The sequence below is a fragment of the Pseudomonas sp. V98_8 genome (genome assembly GCF_029967975.1).
GTDB classification, from domain to species: Bacteria; Pseudomonadota; Gammaproteobacteria; order Pseudomonadales; family Pseudomonadaceae; genus Aquipseudomonas; species Aquipseudomonas umsongensis.
The window spans coordinates 1-16,729 of record NZ_JASCAE010000082.1 but is presented as its reverse complement, the minus strand read 5'-3'; the positions used below and the strand labels follow the sequence as shown (position 1 = coordinate 16,729).

Sequence of the window (16,729 nt, the reverse complement as noted above, 5' to 3'; positions counted from 1 at the left end):
TGGCCTCAGCGGTTGGCGTCAGAGTGAGTCATGGCGGTATAGAACAGCCAGGACACCAACAGGATGATCAGGAAGTACACCAGCGAGAACGCCGCGGCCGGCCCCAGGTCGAACTGTCCGATGGCCATCTGCGTCAGGGTCTGGCTGAGGAAGGTCGTGGCATTGCCTGGCCCGCCACCGGTCAGTACGAACGGTTCGGTGTAGATCATGAAACTGTCCATGAAGCGCAGCATCACGGCGATCAACAGCACACTCTTGAGCTTGGGCAACTGGATATGGCGGAACACCGCCCAGGCCGAGGCACGGTCAATCCGTGCAGCCTGGTAATACACGTCCGGAATCGCCCGCAGCCCGGAGAAACACAACAACGCCACCAATGAGGTCCAGTGCCAGACGTCCATCACCAGCACGGTGACCCAGGCGTCCATGGTGTTCGCCGCATAGTTGTAGTTGATACCCATGGCCTTGAGGCTCGCCCCCAGCAGGCCGATGTCGGCCCGGCCGAAGATCTGCCAGATGGTGCCGACCACGTTCCACGGGATCAGCAAGGGTATCGCCAGGATGATCAGCACCACCGACGACCAGCGCCCCTTGGTCGGCATGGTCAGGGCAATCGCGATACCCAGCGGGATTTCGATCAGCAGAACGCACGCCGAGTAGATGAACTGGCGCAGCAGCGAGTCGTGCAGACGCGGGTCGAGCAGCACCTGTTTATACCAGTCGGCACCGACGAAGTAGCGGCTGGATTGGTCGAAGATGTCCTGCACCGAGTAGTTGACCACGGTCATCATCGGGATCACCGCACTGAACGCCACCAGCAGGAACACCGGTAGCACCAGCCACCAGGCCTTGTTGTTCTGCACTTTGTTCATGGCTGCACCTCACCTACCGATTGCGGCTCCAGCAGGAAATCATCGGCATAGACCATCAGCCACTGCGCCGGAAAACTGATATACGCCGTGCCTTCGGGCACCGGTTTGTCTTCGGCCAGGCGCACTTTCAGCGACACGCCGTCGAGGTTCAAGGTCATGATCTTGTACGTGCCGAGGTCTTCGACGTGTACGACTTGTGCACGCAGCGCGTCATCAAAAGGTTCGTCCCAGACATGAATGAACTCCGGGCGAATTCCAACCTTCAGGGTGTGCCATTCGGATTCGGCGATGCGTTTCTGCATGGCCTCTGACAACGGAAGATGCGTCGAAGCGAAACCGACGCCCCCCGGTTGCACCTCGACCTCGATCAAGTTCATCCCCGGGCTACCGATGAAATAGCCGACAAAGGTGTGGCTCGGCCGCTCGAACAATTCCCGCGGCGTGCCGAATTGCACGATCTGTCCGCCATACATCACCGCGATCTTGTCGGCAAAGGTCGAGGCCTCCAACTGATCGTGGGTGACGTAGACCATGGTGATGTTGAACTGCTCGTGGATCTGCTTGAGCTTGCGCCGCAGCTTCCACTTCAGGTGCGGGTCGATCACCGTCAGCGGCTCGTCGAAGAGGATGGCCGAGACGTCATCGCGTACCAGTCCACGACCCATGGAGACTTTCTGTTTTTCGTCGGCTGTGAGGTTGCTGGCTTTTTTGCCTAGCAGGCTTTGCAGGTCGAGAACCTCGGCGATTTCCCGCACCTTGGTGTGAATTTTCGCTTCGGCCATGCCCTGGTTACGTAGCGGAAAGGCCAGGTTGTCGAACACCGTCATGGTGTCGTAGACCACCGGAAACTGGAACACCTGGGCAATGTTGCGCTTCTCCGGGGTCAGGTTGTTGACGGCTTTGCCATCGAACAACACATGCCCCTGGGACGGGCTGAGCAAGCCGGAAATGATGTTGAGCAAAGTCGACTTGCCGCAGCCCGACGGGCCGAGCAAGGCATAGGCGCCGCCCTGTTCCCAGACGTGGTCCATCTGGCGAATCGCGTAGTCCTCTGGGCCACTCGGGGTACTGGTATAGCTGTGAGCGAGGTTCTGTAAACGGATTTCGGCCATCAGGCAACCCTCGCGACGCGCCGGCCGGGCGCCTGGACCAGCCGCCCCTGCGCATCGAACACAAACAGTTTATGGGTCGGTATGTAAATGCGGATCGGCGCATCGACGTCGTATTCGTGAACGCCAGGCAAGTGCAGCACCAGCAGGAAATGCTCGTTGCGCACGTGCAGGAAGGTTTCCGAGCCGCTGATTTCCGCCACTTCAACGGTCACCGCCAGTTCCAGGTCATCGTCGTTACTCGGCACCAGCGAGATATGGCTGGGGCGCACGCCGAAGCGGAACTCGCCCTCGCCCACCGGGCGCAAATCGACGTTAAGCGGGAAGTGCACGAAATTGGCGAAGCTCACTTCGTTGCCGGCAATGCGACCCGGCATCAGGTTGATCGGCGGCTCGGAGAACAACTCGGCCGCCAGCACGGTCTGCGGCTGGTGGTAAACCTCGGACGACCGGCCGCTCTGAATCACCCGGCCCTCATGGAGAATGGTGGTGGTGCCGCCCAGGGCCAGGGCTTCGTTGGGCTCGGTGGTGGCATAGATGGCGATGGTATGGCGCGCCTTGAACAGCTCGCGCATTTCCTGGCGTAGCTCTTCGCGCAATTTGTAGTCGAGGTTGACCAGTGGCTCGTCGAACAGGATCAGTTCGGCATCCTTGACCAGCGCCCGGGCCATGGCCGTGCGCTGCTGCTGGCCACCGGACAGTTCCAGCGGAAAACGCTGCAGGAACTTCTCGATGCGCAGCATCTTCGCGGTTTCCAGCACCTTGCTCTGGATCAGCTCATTGGACACACCGGCCTGGCGCAACGGCGAGGCGATGTTCTCGAAGACGGTCATCGTCGGGTAATTGATGAACTGCTGATACACCATCGACACGTTGCGCAGGCGTACCGGGCGTTGGGTGACATCGACGCCGTTCATCAGGATGCGGCCGGTGTCAGGCTTGTCCAGCCCGGCCATCAGGCGCATGAGACTGGTCTTGCCGGACAGCGTGCGCCCGAGCAAGACATTGAAAGATCCGGGTTCGAAACGCAGGCACGCATCGTCGATCCAGGTCTGGCCCTCGACGGTGCGGCTGACATGCTCCAGGGTTAGTGACATGGCTCGGCCTTTTTATTTTTGGAGTCAAGCGACCTGAGCGGTATAGCGACATCTGTGCCAAAAAATATAAGTCGTTGATTTGGCTCTGAATCCTTAAAAGTGACTACCGGGTCACGTTCATTGCTGAACACAAATGAACAATCGGGACTGAACAACTGAACAGTTCAACGATTGACAATGAACATTAGTGAACAACAATCTACACACTGTTCACGCCCCCTGTAGGAGCTGCCGCAGGCTGCGATCTTTTGATTTTGCTGTTCAAAATCAAGATCAACAGATCGCAGCCTGCGGCAGCTCCTACAGGGGATAGCATGTGCCTATAACAACAATAAAAATGCTGATTCAGAGGCTGACTTGAATGGCCGTACCTGCCCCCGCGTTATCCCACGACGCCATCATCCAGGACTCCTGGAAACGTTGTCGCGCCTTCGGCCTCAACCATCAGAGCACCCCGGCATTCGATCAACTGCCCGCCGAAGGCATCAAGCAGTTGCTGGAGAGCCAGCATTCCCTGGTGCAGACCACCCATCAGGAAGTCCTGCCGTACTACGAAAACATCCTCAGCAACTCCAACTGCCTGATCATGCTCGCCGACAATCAGGGCCAGGTGCTGACGTCCTGGGGCACCCAACGGTTTATCGAACCGGGCCTGACCCGTGGCTTCAGCGCTGGTGCCAGCTGGATGGAGCGCTGCAGCGGGACCAATGCCATCGGTACCGCGCTGGCTTGCGAACAGGCGGTGCATATCGAGCACGATGAGCACTTTCTCAAGGCCAACCGCTTCATGACCGGCTCCGCCGCGCCGATTTTCGATGCCGAGCGCAAGGTCATCGCCGTGCTGGATGTGTCCAGCGACAGCTACCTGCCGCCATCCCATACCCTGGGGATGGTCAAGATGATGAGCCAGACCGTGGAAAATCGGCTGATTCTCAACCTGTTCCACGGCCAGCATTTCCAACTGACGTTTAACACCGGCCTGAACAATCTCGACAGCCAGTGGGCCGGGTTGCTGATCTTCGATGAGAGTGGCCAGGTGCTGTCCGCCAATCGTCGCGCCGACAACCTGCTGGGCGTGAGCCTGTCACGGGTCAGTGTCGAGAGTCTGTTCAAGGTTTCCTTGCTGGAACTCCTCAATCAACCCGAAGGCTTGCCCTTCGCTCTCCAAACTTGCGGGCGCAATCGATTCCAGTGCCTGTTGAAGCGGCCAAAGATGGCGCCCGTTCAAGCGCGGGTGTTCACTGAGCCCAGCGTCACGCCACCCGCCGCCATCAGCCTCAACACCCTGCATTTTGGCGACAACCGCGTGGAAAAAGCCGTGCGCCAGGCCGAGCGCTTGCTGGAAAAGGACATTCCGTTGTTGATTCATGGGGAAACCGGGGTCGGCAAGGAAGTGTTCGTCAAAGCGCTGCATCAGGCCAGCTCGCGCAATAAACAGGCGTTCATCGCCGTGAACTGTGCGGCAATCCCCGCTGAACTGGTGGAATCAGAACTGTTCGGTTATGAAAAAGGCGCCTTCACCGGCGCCAACCAGAAAGGCAGCATCGGCCTGATCCGCAAGGCCGACAAAGGCACGCTGTTCCTCGATGAAATCGGCGACATGCCACTGCCGACCCAGGCGCGATTGCTGCGTGTGCTGCAGGAGCGTTGTGTGCAACCGGTGGGCAGCAGCGAGTTGTTCCCGGTGGACATTCGCATCATTTCGGCGACCAACCGCTCGTTGCGCGAGCAGGTACAACTGGGGCGCTTTCGCGAGGATTTGTACTACCGCATCGGCGGCCTGACCCTGGAACTGCCGCCATTAAGGGAGCGCAGTGATAAAGAGGCGCTGTTCAAACGCTTGTGGGAACAGCATCGCGAGCCCTCGCAATGGGCGGGATTGAGTCGCGAGGTGCTGGAACTGTTCAGCCGTCACCCCTGGCCGGGAAATTTAAGGCAAGTCAGCAGCGTGATGCAGGTGGCGCTGGCCATGGCCGAGGAACAACCGGTGCGGCCGGAGCATTTGCCGGATGATTTTTTTGTCGATCTGGAGATGGAGCCGGTGGAGACGCCGGAGCCGTTGGCGGTGGATCTTGATGATGCCGAGGATTTGAACCGGCAGTTGCAGGCGGTTGGGGGGAATATTTCGCATCTGGCGCGACGGCTGGGGGTGAGCCGCAATACCCTTTACAAGCGATTGCGCCAGGCGGAGTGACAAAGTATCCGCATCTGCTTTGCTCGGCTTGAGACCATTCGCGAGCAAGCCCGCTCCCACATTGGATTTGTGTCGAACTCAATACTCAAATACGCCGCAAAACCAATGTGGGAGCGGGCTTGCTCGCGAAGGCGTCAGCCGTGGCACCGACGAACCTACGCCTAGCCCATAAAAAAAACCCGCACAAGGCGGGTTTTGTTTTCAAGCACTGCAGCAATCAGTCAGCCAAACGCCAGGTCGTGCCGCCCTTACCGTCTTCCAGCACCACGCCCATGGCGGTGAGCTGGTCGCGGATGCGGTCGGATTCGGCCCAGTCCTTGCCGGCACGCGCCGCCAGGCGCGCAGCAATCAGCGCTTCGACTTCAGCTGCATCCACACGCCCTTCGGCGCCGGCTTGCAGGAAGTCATCGGCTTCAAGCTGCAACACGCCCAACACGCTGGCCAGTTCTTTCAAACGCGCAGCCAGGCCGGCCGCTGCGTTCAGATCGCTCTCGCGCAGGCGGTTGATCTCGCGCACCATCTCGAACAGCACCGCACAGGCTTCCGGCGTGCCGAAGTCGTCGTTCATCACCTGGGTGAAACGCTCGACGAAGGCTTCGCCACCGGCCGGCGCCACACTCGGCAGGCCTTTCAACGCATGGTAGAACCGCTCCAGAGCGCCCTTGGCGTCCTTGAGGTTGTCTTCCGAATAGTTGATGGCGCTGCGGTAATGGCTCGACACCAGCAGGTAACGCACGACTTCCGGGTGATACTTGTCGAGCACGTCGCGGATGGTGAAGAAGTTGTTCAAGGACTTGGACATCTTCTCGCCATTGATGCGGATCATGCCGCAATGCATCCACGCGTTGGCGTAGGTCTTGCCGGTGGCCGCTTCGCTCTGGGCGATTTCGTTTTCGTGGTGCGGGAACTCCAGGTCACTGCCGCCGCCATGAATGTCGAAGGTTTCGCCCAGGCAGCAGGTGGACATCACCGAGCACTCGATGTGCCAGCCCGGACGCCCGGCGCCCCATGGCGACTCCCAGCTCGGCTCGCCCGGCTTGGCGGCTTTCCACAGCACGAAATCCAGCGGGTCCTGCTTGGACTCGTCGACCTCGATGCGTGCGCCGATGCGCAAGTCTTCGATTTTCTTGCGCGACAGCTTGCCGTAGCCCATGAACTTGCCGACGCGGTAGTACACGTCGCCATTGCCCGGGGCGTAGGCGTAACCCTTGTCGATCAAGGTCTGGATCATTGCGTGCATGCCCGGGATATGATCCGTGGCACGCGGTTCCATGTCCGGCTTCTTGATGTTCAGGCGCGCTTCATCTTCGTGCATCGCCGCGATCATGCGCTCGGTCAGCGCTTCGAACGACTCGCCGTTCTCGTTGGCCCGGTTGATGATCTTGTCGTCAATGTCGGTGATGTTGCGCACATAAGTCAGGTCATAGCCGCTAAAACGCAACCAACGGGTCACCAGGTCGAAGGCGACCATGCTGCGGCCGTGGCCGAGGTGGCAGTAGTCGTACACGGTCATGCCGCACACGTACATGCGCACCTTGTTGCCATCGAGCGGCTTGAAGACTTCTTTGCTCTTGGTGAGCGTGTTGTAGATCGAAAGCACTTTAGAGGATCCTTGAATCACTGGCCCCACGAATCACGCAGGGTCACGGTACGGTTGAACACCGGCTGACCGGGTTTCGAGTCCTTGATATCCGCGACGAAGTAACCTTCGCGCTCGAACTGGAAACGGTCTTCCGGCTGTGCGTTGCCCAGCGAAGGCTCGGCACGACAACCGGTGAGTACCTGCAGGGAGTCAGGGTTGATGTTATCCAGGAAACTGGCGCTGTCTTCGGCCTTCTCCGGGTTCGGGGAACGGAACAGGCGATCGTACAGGCGCACTTCGCACTCGACGCTGGCCGCGGCTGGCACCCAGTGCACAACGCCCTTGACCTTGCGGCCTTCAGGGTTCTTGCCCAGGGTGTCCGGATCGTACGAGCAACGCAGTTCGACGATGTTGCCATCGGCGTCCTTGATCGCTTCGTCGGCACGAATCACGTAGCTGCCGCGCAGGCGCACTTCGCCGTTCGGCTCCAGGCGCTTGTAGCCTTTTGGCGGCTCTTCCATGAAGTCTTCACGGTCGATGTAGAGCTCACGGGCGAATGGGAGGACGCGCACACCCATGTCTTCTTTAGGGTGGCATGCCAGTTCAAGATTCTCGACCTGGCCTTCCGGGTAATTGGTAATCACGACTTTCAGCGGCCGCAATACGCACATGGCACGCGGGGCGCTATGGTCGAGGTCGTCGCGGATGCTGAATTCGAGCATGCCGAAATCGACCACGCCGTCGGAACGGTTGGTGCCGATCATTTCGCAGAAGTTGCGGATCGATTTCGGCGTGTAGCCACGGCGACGAAAGCCCGACAGCGTGGACATGCGCGGATCGTCCCAGCCGTTGACGTGCTTTTCATCAACCAGCTGCTTGAGCTTGCGCTTGCTGGTGATGGTGTAGTTCAGGTTCAGGCGGCTGAATTCGTACTGGCGCGGCTTGGCCGGCACCGGCAGGTTCTCCAGGAACCACTCGTACAGCGGACGATGGCTTTCGAACTCCAGGGTGCAGATCGAGTGGGTGATGCCTTCGATGGCGTCCGACTGACCGTGGGTGAAGTCGTAGTTGGGGTAGATGCACCACTTGTCGCCGGTCTGGTGGTGATGAGCGTGGCGAATGCGATACATGATCGGGTCGCGCAGGTTCATGTTCGGCGAGGCCATGTCGATCTTGGCCCGCAGCACACGTGCGCCGTCCGGGAATTCACCGGCCTTCATGCGGGCGAACAGGTCCAGGTTCTCTTCGACGCTGCGGTCGCGGAACGGGCTGTTCTTGCCTGGCTCGGTCAGGGTGCCACGGTATTCCTTGGCCTGTTCAGGGGTCAGGTCGTCGACATAGGCCTTGCCGGACTTGATCAGTTCGACAGCCCAGTCGTGCAACTGGTCGAAATATTGCGAGGCGTAGCGCACTTCGCCGGACCATTCGAAGCCCAGCCACTTGACGTCGCTTTCGATCGCGTCGATGTATTCCTGGTCTTCCTTGGCCGGGTTGGTGTCGTCGAAACGCAGGTGCGTGACGCCGCCGAACTCCTGGGCCAGGCCAAAGTTCACACAGATCGACTTGGCGTGCCCGATGTGCAGGTAGCCGTTGGGTTCAGGCGGGAAACGGGTGACGATTTGCGTGTGCTTGCCCGAGTCCAGGTCTGCCTGGATGATCGGCCGCAGGAAGTTGACCGGCACAGCAGGGCCGGTCTTGGCATTCGAGGTAGGGTCGACAGTGGGCTTGCTCATAGGATCCTTGAACGTACAAGTGCGTGGCCGTAATGAAGGCCGGACAAAACAAAGCCGCTATCATAGCCGATGCCGTCAAGTACCTGACAGAGCGCGCTCTGTAAACCGTCGCATTTAATAGGCTGTAAATAAAAAAACAGCCTCGAAATTCGTGCCTGTCACGCTAAACTGCGCACCTTGGCCGAAGCAGGCTGAACCGGTTGTGGGGCTGAATGTCCCAGATCCACGAATTCCTCATAAAGAGTAGCGATCATGACTCAAGTCAAACTGACCACCAACTACGGCGACATCGTCATCGAACTGGACGCGGAAAAAGCGCCAATCACCGCTGCCAACTTCATCGAATACGTTAAAAAAGGTCACTACGAGAACGTCGTGTTCCACCGTGTGATCAAGGGTTTCATGATCCAGGGCGGCGGTTTCGAGCCTGGCATGCAGGAAAAGAAAGACAAGAGCCCGAGCATCCAGAACGAAGCCGACAACGGTCTGAAGAACGAGAAGTACACCGTCGCCATGGCGCGCACCATGGATCCGCATTCGGCATCGGCGCAGTTCTTCATCAACGCCACCAACAACAGCTTCCTCAACCACACTGCCAAGACCGCTCAGGGTTGGGGTTATGCCGTGTTTGGTAAAGTCGTTGCGGGCACCGACGTAGTCGACAAGATCGAAGGCGTTGCGACCACCTCCAAGGCCGGTCACCAGGACGTGCCTAAAGACGACGTGATCATCGAGAAAGCCGAGATCATCGAAGCGTGATACTGCTGATTTCAGATTTACATCTGGAAGAGGAGCGCCCGGACATTACCCGGGCGTTTCTGGATTTGCTTGCCGGGCGCGCCCGCTCGGCGAGTGCGTTGTACATCCTGGGCGACTTTTTCGAGGCGTGGATTGGCGACGACGCCATGACCCCTTTCCAGCGTTCCATCTGCCAGGCCCTGCGCGAATTGAGCGACAGTGGCACGGCGATTTTCCTGATGCACGGCAATCGCGACTTCATGCTGGGCAAGGCCTTCTGCAAACAGGCCGGCTGCACCCTGCTCAAAGATCCGAGTGTCGTGCAGTTCAACGGCGAACCCGTGCTGCTGATGCACGGCGACAGCCTCTGCACCCGCGACGAAGCCTACATGAAGCTGCGTCGCTACCTGCGCAACCCGATCACCCGGTTCATCTTGCGGCATCTGCCGTTAAGCACCCGGCATAAGCTGGCTCGCAAGCTGCGCAGTGAAAGCCGGGCGCAAACGCGCATGAAGGCCAATGACATTGTCGATGTCACGCCTGAAGTGATTCCACGGATCATGCAGCAATATGGCGTGAAAACCCTGATCCACGGGCATACTCATCGTCCGGCCATTCACAAGTTGCAGATCGGCGATCTGGCGGCCAGGCGCATCGTGCTGGGGGATTGGGATAAACAGGGTTGGGCGTTGCAGGTGGATGACAGCGGGTTTGCCCTGGCACCGTTTGATTTCACCCCGCCGCCGCGGTTGCCAGCTCCCACAATCTAACGACCAAACACAATCCCCCCTGTGGGAGCGAGCCTGCTCGCGAAGAGGGCCTGACAGTCAACACAGATGTTGGCTGACAGATCGCCATCGCGAGCAGGCTCGCTCCCACATTTGACCGCATTCCAGATCAGTGGCCGCTCGCAGCAGGCCCAGCCTTCGCCGCAAACGGCGGTTTCGCCAGCCATACGATCAGGATCAACCCCATGAACGCCCACCCCAGCAGCGTGAAGTAGTCCACGGTGGAGAGCATGTACGCCTGGCTGGTCAACACGTGATCGAGCTGCGCATACGCCGGGTTGCTCGCACCACCCAGTGCATGCAGGGCCTCGCGGGTTGCGGGCTCGTAGGTGCTGATGCTTTCGCTCATGTAGGCATGGTGCTGGTCCGCACGGCGAATCCAGATCCAGGTGGTCAACGACGCGGCGAAGCTGCCGCCCAGGGTCCGCAGGAACGTCGCCAGCCCCGCGCCGTCCGCGATCTGGCTCGGCGGCAGGTCCGACATCAGGATGCTCAGGGTCGGCATGAAGAACAACGCCACGCCAATGCCCATGAACAACTGCACCAGGGCGATGCGCTGGAAGTCCACTTCGCTGGTAAAGCCGGCACGCATGAAACAGCTCAAGCCAATCGCCAGGAATGCCAGGCCCGCCAACAAGCGCAGGTCGAACTTGTGCGCGTATTTGCCGACAAACGGCGACATCAGGACCGGCAGAATGCCAATTGGCGCCACCGCCAAGCCGGCCCAGGTTGCCGTATAACCCATCTGGGTTTGCAGCCATTGCGGCAGGATCAGGTTGATCCCGAAGAAACCGGCGTACCCCAGCACCAGCACCAGGGTGCCGATGCGGAAGTTGCGGTAGGCGAACAGCCGCAGGTTGACCACCGGGTGTTGGTCGGTCATTTCCCAGATCACGAACACCGCCAGCGCAATCACCGAAATGGCCGCACCGATGAGAATGAAGCTCGATTCGAACCAGTCCAGGTCATTGCCCTTGTCGAGGATCACCTGCAACGCCCCGACGCCGATGACCAGGGTGATCAAACCGACGTAATCCATCGGCTGATGGCTGGTCACCACCGGCCGCGCCTTGAGCTGCGAACGCACGACCATGACCGCGAAGATCCCGATCGGCACGTTGATGAAGAAGATCCACGGCCAGCTGTAACTGTCGGTGATCCAGCCGCCGAGGATGGGCCCTGCAATCGGCGCGACCACCGTGACCATCGCCAGCAACGCCAGGGCCATGCCGCGCCTGGCGGGCGGATAAACGGCGATCAGCAGCGTCTGGGTCATCGGGTACAACGGTCCCGCCACCAGGCCTTGCAGCACCCGAAAGCCGATCAGCTCCGGCATCGATGTGGAAATACCGCAGAGAAACGAGGCCAGCACAAACAGAACGGTCGCCCACAGGAACAGCTTCACCTCGCCGAACCGCCGGCTCAGCCAGCCGGTCAGCGGCAACGCGATGGCGTTGCTCACCGCGAAAGACGTGATGACCCAGGTGCCCTGCTCCGAACTCACCCCCAGGTTGCCGGAAATGGTCGGCAACGCCACGTTGGCGATCGTGGTGTCGAGCACCTGCATGAAGGTCGCCAGCGACAGGCCGATGGTGCTCAGCACCAGGCTGGGGGGCGTGAATGACGCGTTATTGCTCATCGCGAATCCTTTGATACTCAAGTTGCGCGGCGTCCGCTACAGGCGCAGCTGCTCCCTGTGGGAACAAGCCTGAGTGGTGAGGGGATTTATCCCCGTCCGACTGCGAAGCAGTCGCAAAGCCAGTGCATGCGGTATATCTGACATTCCTAATTGCAGGCTTTGGGGCCGCTGCGCGACCCAACGGGGATGAATCCCCTCGCCACACAGGCTCGCCCGCAAATTCGGTATCAGCGATGCGCGGTCTTGCTCACCGCGGCGCTGTTGTCGTGGATCAATTGCGTGATCATGGCATCGGCCTCGGTTAACTGGCGGTCATAGATGGCGGTGCTGAACGAAGCCTTTTGCGGCGGCTGCTGCGCCAGCACCGGGCCGCTCTGGTCACGCAGGTTCACATCGACCACGGTCGACAGGCCAACGCGCAGTGGATGCTCGGCCAGCTCCTGGGCGTTGATATGAATCCGCACCGGCACCCGCTGCACGATCTTGATCCAGTTGCCAGTGGCGTTCTGCGCCGGCAGCAAGGCAAACGCGCTGCCCGTGCCAGCGCCAAGGCTGTCGATGTTGCCGCTGTATTTCACGCTGCTGCCGTAGAGATCGGTTTCGATCTCCACCGGCTGGCCGATACGCATGTCACGCAGCTGGGTTTCCTTGAAGTTGGCGTCGATCCACAATTGATCCAGCGGAATCACCGCCATTAGCGCCTCCCCCGGCTGCACTCGCTGCCCCAATTGCACGGTGCGCTTGGCCACGTAGCCGGTGACCGGCGCGATCAGGGTGCTTCGGGCGTTGTTGAGGTAGGCCTGACGCAATTGCGCAGCGGCGGCCATTACGTCCGGGTGCGATGAAACCACGGTGTCATCGACCAGTGCGGCGGTGGTCTTGAGCTTCTGTTGGGCGTTGGCCAAGGCGTTTTGCGCCGAGGTCAGGTCATCACGGGCGTGGGACAGTTCCTCTTGGGAAATCGCCCCACCAACGGCGAGATTTTTCCGCCGGTTGAAGTTGTCCTGGGCTTTTTGCACTTCGGCTTGTTGCGCGTTGACCTGGGCTTTCATGCCGTCGACGTCGCTGTACAAACCGCGAACCTGACGCACGGTGCGGGCCAGATTGGCCTGGGCACTTTGCAAACCGACTTCGGCGTCGTTCGGGTCGAAGTTCACCAGCACCTGGCCTTCGTGGACCAGATCGCCATCGTCGGCGCCGATGCTGACGACGGTACCGGTAACCAGCGGGGTGATTTCCACCACGTTGCCATTCACATAGGCATCGTCGGTGCTTTCGCTCCAGCGTCCGTAAAATTCGTGATAGGCCCAGACGCTCGCGCTGCCCAGCGCGACCACCACCGCCAGGGCCAGCAGCATGAACTTGCGCTTGCCTGAATCGGGATTGGCCGGGGTGTTTTCAGTGGTTGGCGTTGTATCGGCAGTGGCCATGACAAATTCCTTGAATTATTGGGTCAGCGTGGCTGGCGCGGTATTGGCCGAGGCAATGGCCTCTGGCTGGAAACCGCCGCCCAGCGCCTGTATCAGCTGGATCGACAGGTCGATCTGCTCCGCATTCAGGTTGGCCAATTGGCGCTGGGCCTGGAGCAACTGCTGCTCGATGCTGAGCACGTCCAGATAGTTACCGATGCCGGAACCGTAGCGCTGGACCACGGTGTTGTAAGAGTCCTGGGCGATGTCGGTGGCGTGTTGCTGGGCCGCGATCTGGCGACCGATGTCACGCAACTGGTTGATGCTGTCGCTGACGTCGCCCAGCGCCCTGACCAGGGTTTTGTTGTACTGCGCCACCGCCAGGTCGTAGTCGGCGTCGCGGGAATCGAGGTCGGCGCGCAGGCGACCACCGTCAAAAATCGGCACGGAAATCGTCGGTGCGACATTGAAGAAGCGGCTGGCCGAACCAAACATCGCATCCCCCAGTAATGATTCGGCACCGGCCGCGGCGCTGAGGTTCAAGTTCGGGTAGAACTGGGTTTTGCCGGCATCGATAGTCTTGCTCGCCGCCTCGACCCGCCAGCGCGCGGCCACCAGGTCAGGACGACGTCCGAGCAGTTCGGCTGGCAGCACCGACGGCAAGGCCACGGCACCCGGCTTGAGAATGTTCGGTCGAGCGACTTCGTTGCCGCGATCCGGGCCTTTGCCAAGCAGCACAGCCAGGGCGATCCTGGCGCTTTGCAGGCGCTTTTCGGCATCGATCAAATTGGCTTCGGAAGTGGCTTCCAGGCTTTCGGTCTGCTGGAACTGATACTGGCTGTCGATCCCCGAACTCAGGCGGCGCTGGCTCAGATCAAGCATTTGCCGGGTACGCTTGAGGTCTTCGGCGGACAGGTCATGGACGATGTGCGCCTGCCCCAGGTCGCTGTAGGCGCGGGCCACGTCAGCGGACAGGGTCAACTGCGCGGCTTGCTGGTCGACCTCGGCGGCACGGGCCTGCCCCAGCGCCGCTTCCCAGGCATCACGCTGACCGCCCCAGAGGTCGAAGTTGTAATTGAAGATGGCGCTGATGTTGCGCACCGTGGAGTAATTGCCACCCTGTCCCAGCGGGTCCTGGTCCCGGGCCAGACGCGAACGGCTGACGCCGGCGCTGGCATCCAGTGTCGGCATCCGCGCGGCGTCGGCGGCATAGGCCGCGGCGCTGGCCTGATGGACGCGGGCGTCGGCGATCTGCATGTCGGGGCTGTCGCGCAGGGCCTCGCGGATCAGACCGTCGAGCTGCGGATCGCCGAGACTTTTCCACCAGTCGCTTTTCGGCCAGGCCGCCGGCGACAGCGTCACGCCGCTGAGGGATTGCCCCGCCTTGAGGTTTTTTGCATCAAGGCTGACACCTTCGGTGGTCAGGCCACTGTAACTGGCGCAACCGGCCAAGCCCATGGCCAACAGAAGCAGGCTGACGCCGGTACGCAAGGTTTTCACGTTCATTGGTCACCTAACCGCTGCAGGGTGATCGAGTCACCGGCCGCTACCAGGATTTTCTTGAGAATGGATTCCAGGGTTTTCAGTTCTTCCGGCGTGATGGCTCCGGCCAGTTCATTCATGGCTTCAGAACCGATGCCCGGCAGAAGATCGGCCAGTTTCTGACCCTCGTCGGTCAGCACTAGCTGAATTTGACGACGGTCTGCCTCGGAGCGCTGGCGAGCGAGGAAACCTTTTTGTTCCAGACGATCGAGCATGCGCGTCATCGAACCGCTGTCCAGGGACAGGTGCCGGCACAGCTCACCCGGCGAATCGACGCCGAACTGGGCCATGATGATCAGCACCTTGAACTGCGCCGCGGTGATGCCGTGGGGTTCCATGTGCGTATCGATGATCCGGTCCTTGAGCAGCGCAGCGCGCCCGAGCAAGAGACCGAGGTGGCAATTATGGAAATCGTCTGGCGTGAAATGCTTCATCTGAACACCGATTAGCTGCCTAGGCAGTGAATGTATGTTGAGATATTACTGCCTAGGCAGCCAATGTCAACGTAATAGTTAGGCTGCTTAGTAATTAGTTGACAAATGGTGTCGGGTATTGCGCCTGACGTACGGCGATCGTTGCCCCTGAAACCCTCTGGAAGCGAAACTACCCAAATGGTTAAACTATGCCGCCGCGGCTCGAGGAGCCTGACTGAAGATCACGGGGACATTACAGTGGCCGCTCGACCACCCAAACATTCGCGACTTACACCGCGCTGGCCGGCGTTGCGCAGCCTCTTTGGCAAGGTAGCGACCGGGCCTGACCGCCACTGCAGGCATGCGCGGGTCATTCATGACTACTTTCATCGCCAGGCCTGTTCCCAGGGCTACACCCTTAGCCATAGCCAGCAACGAGTAATCGACTGCATGGCGCAGCACGCATCAGAACTGTTGGGTACGCCGGGCAAGACATTGCCCGGGCTTTACCTGCACGGCGCCGTCGGCCGTGGCAAGAGTTGGCTGCTCGACGGTTTTTTCCAGGCGATCCCCATTGCCCAAAAGCAGCGCCTGCACTTCCACGGTTTTTTTGCCCGCCTGCACGAGGGCATGTTCAGCCATCGCGACCAACCGGATGCGCTGGCGACCACGCTGGATGATTTATTGAGCGATTGTCGGGTGCTGTGTTTCGACGAGTTTCACGTCCACGACATCGGCGATGCGATGCTCATCACGCGACTGTTCAAGGCGCTGTTCCACAGGGGGATCCTCCTGCTGGTCACCTCCAATTACCCGCCTGAAGGCCTGCTGCCCAACCCGCTTTACCATGCGCGCTTCAAGCCCGTGATCGACCTGATCAATGCGCGCATGCAGGTCATGGAAGTCGGCGGGCCCCACGACTATCGCAGCCAGGCCCGAACCCATGCGCACCAGCTGTTCACCCAGGGCCGCTACGTCTGGCCCGCCACGCTGGCGCAACGCCAGGCATCGAACCTGCCGGCGCCGAACGCATCGGCCATTGCCCTGGCTGTCGGCACTCGCCATCTATCGGCCCGCTACTGCGAAGGACGCGTCGTCGGTTTTACTTTCAGCGACCTGTGCGACCACCCCACAGCGGTCATGGATTACCTGGAACTGTGCCGCCGCTTCGATCACTGGATCATCGACGACCTGCCCGACCTCGCCGACTGCTCGATTGCCGCCCAGCAGCGCTTCATCAACCTGATCGACGTCTTGTATGACCAGGACAAGCACCTGACATTGCTGGGCCAGCGCTCCCTGCGCGAAAGCCTGGGCGGTGACGCTATAGACCTGGCGCGCACGCGTAGTCGGTTGGGGCAATTGGTGGAGGTAAGGGAAGGGGTTTGAGTTGGGGCAACTTGCTGCGGGGTTGAAGAAAAAGATCGCAGCCTGCGGTAGCTCCTGAGCCTCTACCAACGTTGGTCCATGCCGGGTCGAGGCTTGTTGTGGGAGATTGTTTTCTATCCGTTGCTGCGGTAACGCCCACTTATGGTTTCGCTCTTACAGCGACTTCCTTTTTCAAACGCCAAAAAGGAAGCAAAAGGCTTTGCCCCACCACTCGGTGCCTCGCT

13 protein-coding genes are annotated in these 16,729 nt (G+C 60.2%); 4 read left to right on the top strand and 9 right to left on the bottom strand.

From position 1 onward, the window contains the following. Positions 1-5: 5 nt before the first annotated feature. From QLG10_RS24815 to QLG10_RS24805, 3 genes are read right to left on the bottom strand one after another with little or no spacing between them, the layout of a single operon-like run. Positions 6-872, bottom strand: coding sequence for a sugar ABC transporter permease (locus QLG10_RS24815; RefSeq protein WP_020801179.1), 867 nt, complete (start codon positions 870-872; stop codon positions 6-8). After that, a complete protein-coding gene (locus tag QLG10_RS24810; RefSeq protein WP_110754341.1) occupies positions 869-1,984 on the bottom strand; it encodes an ABC transporter ATP-binding protein in 1,116 nt (371 codons plus the stop codon). The genes QLG10_RS24815 and QLG10_RS24810 overlap by 4 nt, the downstream gene beginning before the upstream one ends. Continuing rightward, positions 1,984-3,078: an ABC transporter ATP-binding protein gene (locus QLG10_RS24805; protein WP_020801181.1), complete on the bottom strand. Its 1,095-nt coding sequence runs from the start codon at positions 3,076-3,078 to the stop codon at positions 1,984-1,986. The genes QLG10_RS24810 and QLG10_RS24805 overlap by 1 nt, the downstream gene beginning before the upstream one ends. Positions 3,079-3,439: 361 nt before the next feature. On the opposite strand from QLG10_RS24805, the gene QLG10_RS24800 reads away from it, so the two are divergent. Then, positions 3,440-5,272, top strand: coding sequence for a sigma-54-dependent Fis family transcriptional regulator (locus tag QLG10_RS24800; protein WP_248678791.1), 1,833 nt, complete (start codon positions 3,440-3,442; stop codon positions 5,270-5,272). A gap of 217 nt (positions 5,273-5,489) precedes the next feature. Here the strand turns inward: QLG10_RS24800 and cysS are convergent, their stop codons facing one another. Continuing rightward, positions 5,490-6,872, bottom strand: coding sequence for a cysteine--tRNA ligase (cysS, locus tag QLG10_RS24795; protein WP_110754345.1), 1,383 nt, complete (start codon positions 6,870-6,872; stop codon positions 5,490-5,492). 17 nt (positions 6,873-6,889) lie between these two features. Then, positions 6,890-8,587 (bottom strand): glutamine--tRNA ligase/YqeY domain fusion protein, encoded by a 1,698-nt coding sequence (locus QLG10_RS24790; RefSeq protein WP_188264983.1) that lies wholly within the window; start codon positions 8,585-8,587, stop codon positions 6,890-6,892. A 252-nt stretch (positions 8,588-8,839) separates the two neighbouring features. On the opposite strand from QLG10_RS24790, the gene QLG10_RS24785 reads away from it, so the two are divergent. Both QLG10_RS24785 and lpxH read left to right on the top strand, forming a co-directional pair. Then, on the top strand, positions 8,840-9,346 hold the full coding sequence (locus QLG10_RS24785) for a peptidylprolyl isomerase (protein WP_027614639.1): 507 nt from the start codon (positions 8,840-8,842) through the stop codon (positions 9,344-9,346). Beyond that, positions 9,343-10,095, top strand: coding sequence for a UDP-2,3-diacylglucosamine diphosphatase (gene lpxH, locus QLG10_RS24780; RefSeq protein WP_282488208.1), 753 nt, complete (start codon positions 9,343-9,345; stop codon positions 10,093-10,095). Before QLG10_RS24785 ends, lpxH begins: the two co-directional genes overlap by 4 nt. Positions 10,096-10,222: 127 nt before the next feature. On the opposite strand, the gene QLG10_RS24775 is transcribed toward lpxH, so the two are convergent. The 4 genes from QLG10_RS24775 to QLG10_RS24760 all read right to left on the bottom strand — a co-directional run bounded on the left by QLG10_RS24775 (position 10,223) and on the right by QLG10_RS24760 (position 15,137). Beyond that, entirely contained in the window at positions 10,223-11,752 is a 1,530-nt protein-coding gene (locus QLG10_RS24775) for a DHA2 family efflux MFS transporter permease subunit (RefSeq protein ID WP_110754351.1), read from the bottom strand. A 227-nt stretch (positions 11,753-11,979) separates the two neighbouring features. Beyond that, positions 11,980-13,182 (bottom strand): HlyD family efflux transporter periplasmic adaptor subunit, encoded by a 1,203-nt coding sequence (locus QLG10_RS24770; protein WP_282488207.1) that lies wholly within the window; start codon positions 13,180-13,182, stop codon positions 11,980-11,982. Between the two features lie 15 nt (positions 13,183-13,197). After that, positions 13,198-14,667 (bottom strand): efflux transporter outer membrane subunit, encoded by a 1,470-nt coding sequence (locus QLG10_RS24765; protein ID WP_110754355.1) that lies wholly within the window; start codon positions 14,665-14,667, stop codon positions 13,198-13,200. Continuing rightward, a complete protein-coding gene (locus QLG10_RS24760; RefSeq protein WP_110754357.1) occupies positions 14,664-15,137 on the bottom strand; it encodes a MarR family transcriptional regulator in 474 nt (157 codons plus the stop codon). Before QLG10_RS24760 ends, QLG10_RS24765 begins: the two co-directional genes overlap by 4 nt. Before the next feature lie 237 nt (positions 15,138-15,374). On the opposite strand from QLG10_RS24760, the gene zapE reads away from it, so the two are divergent. After that, a complete protein-coding gene (gene zapE, locus QLG10_RS24755; protein WP_282488206.1) occupies positions 15,375-16,505 on the top strand; it encodes a cell division protein ZapE in 1,131 nt (376 codons plus the stop codon). The last annotated feature ends 224 nt before the right edge of the window (positions 16,506-16,729 follow it).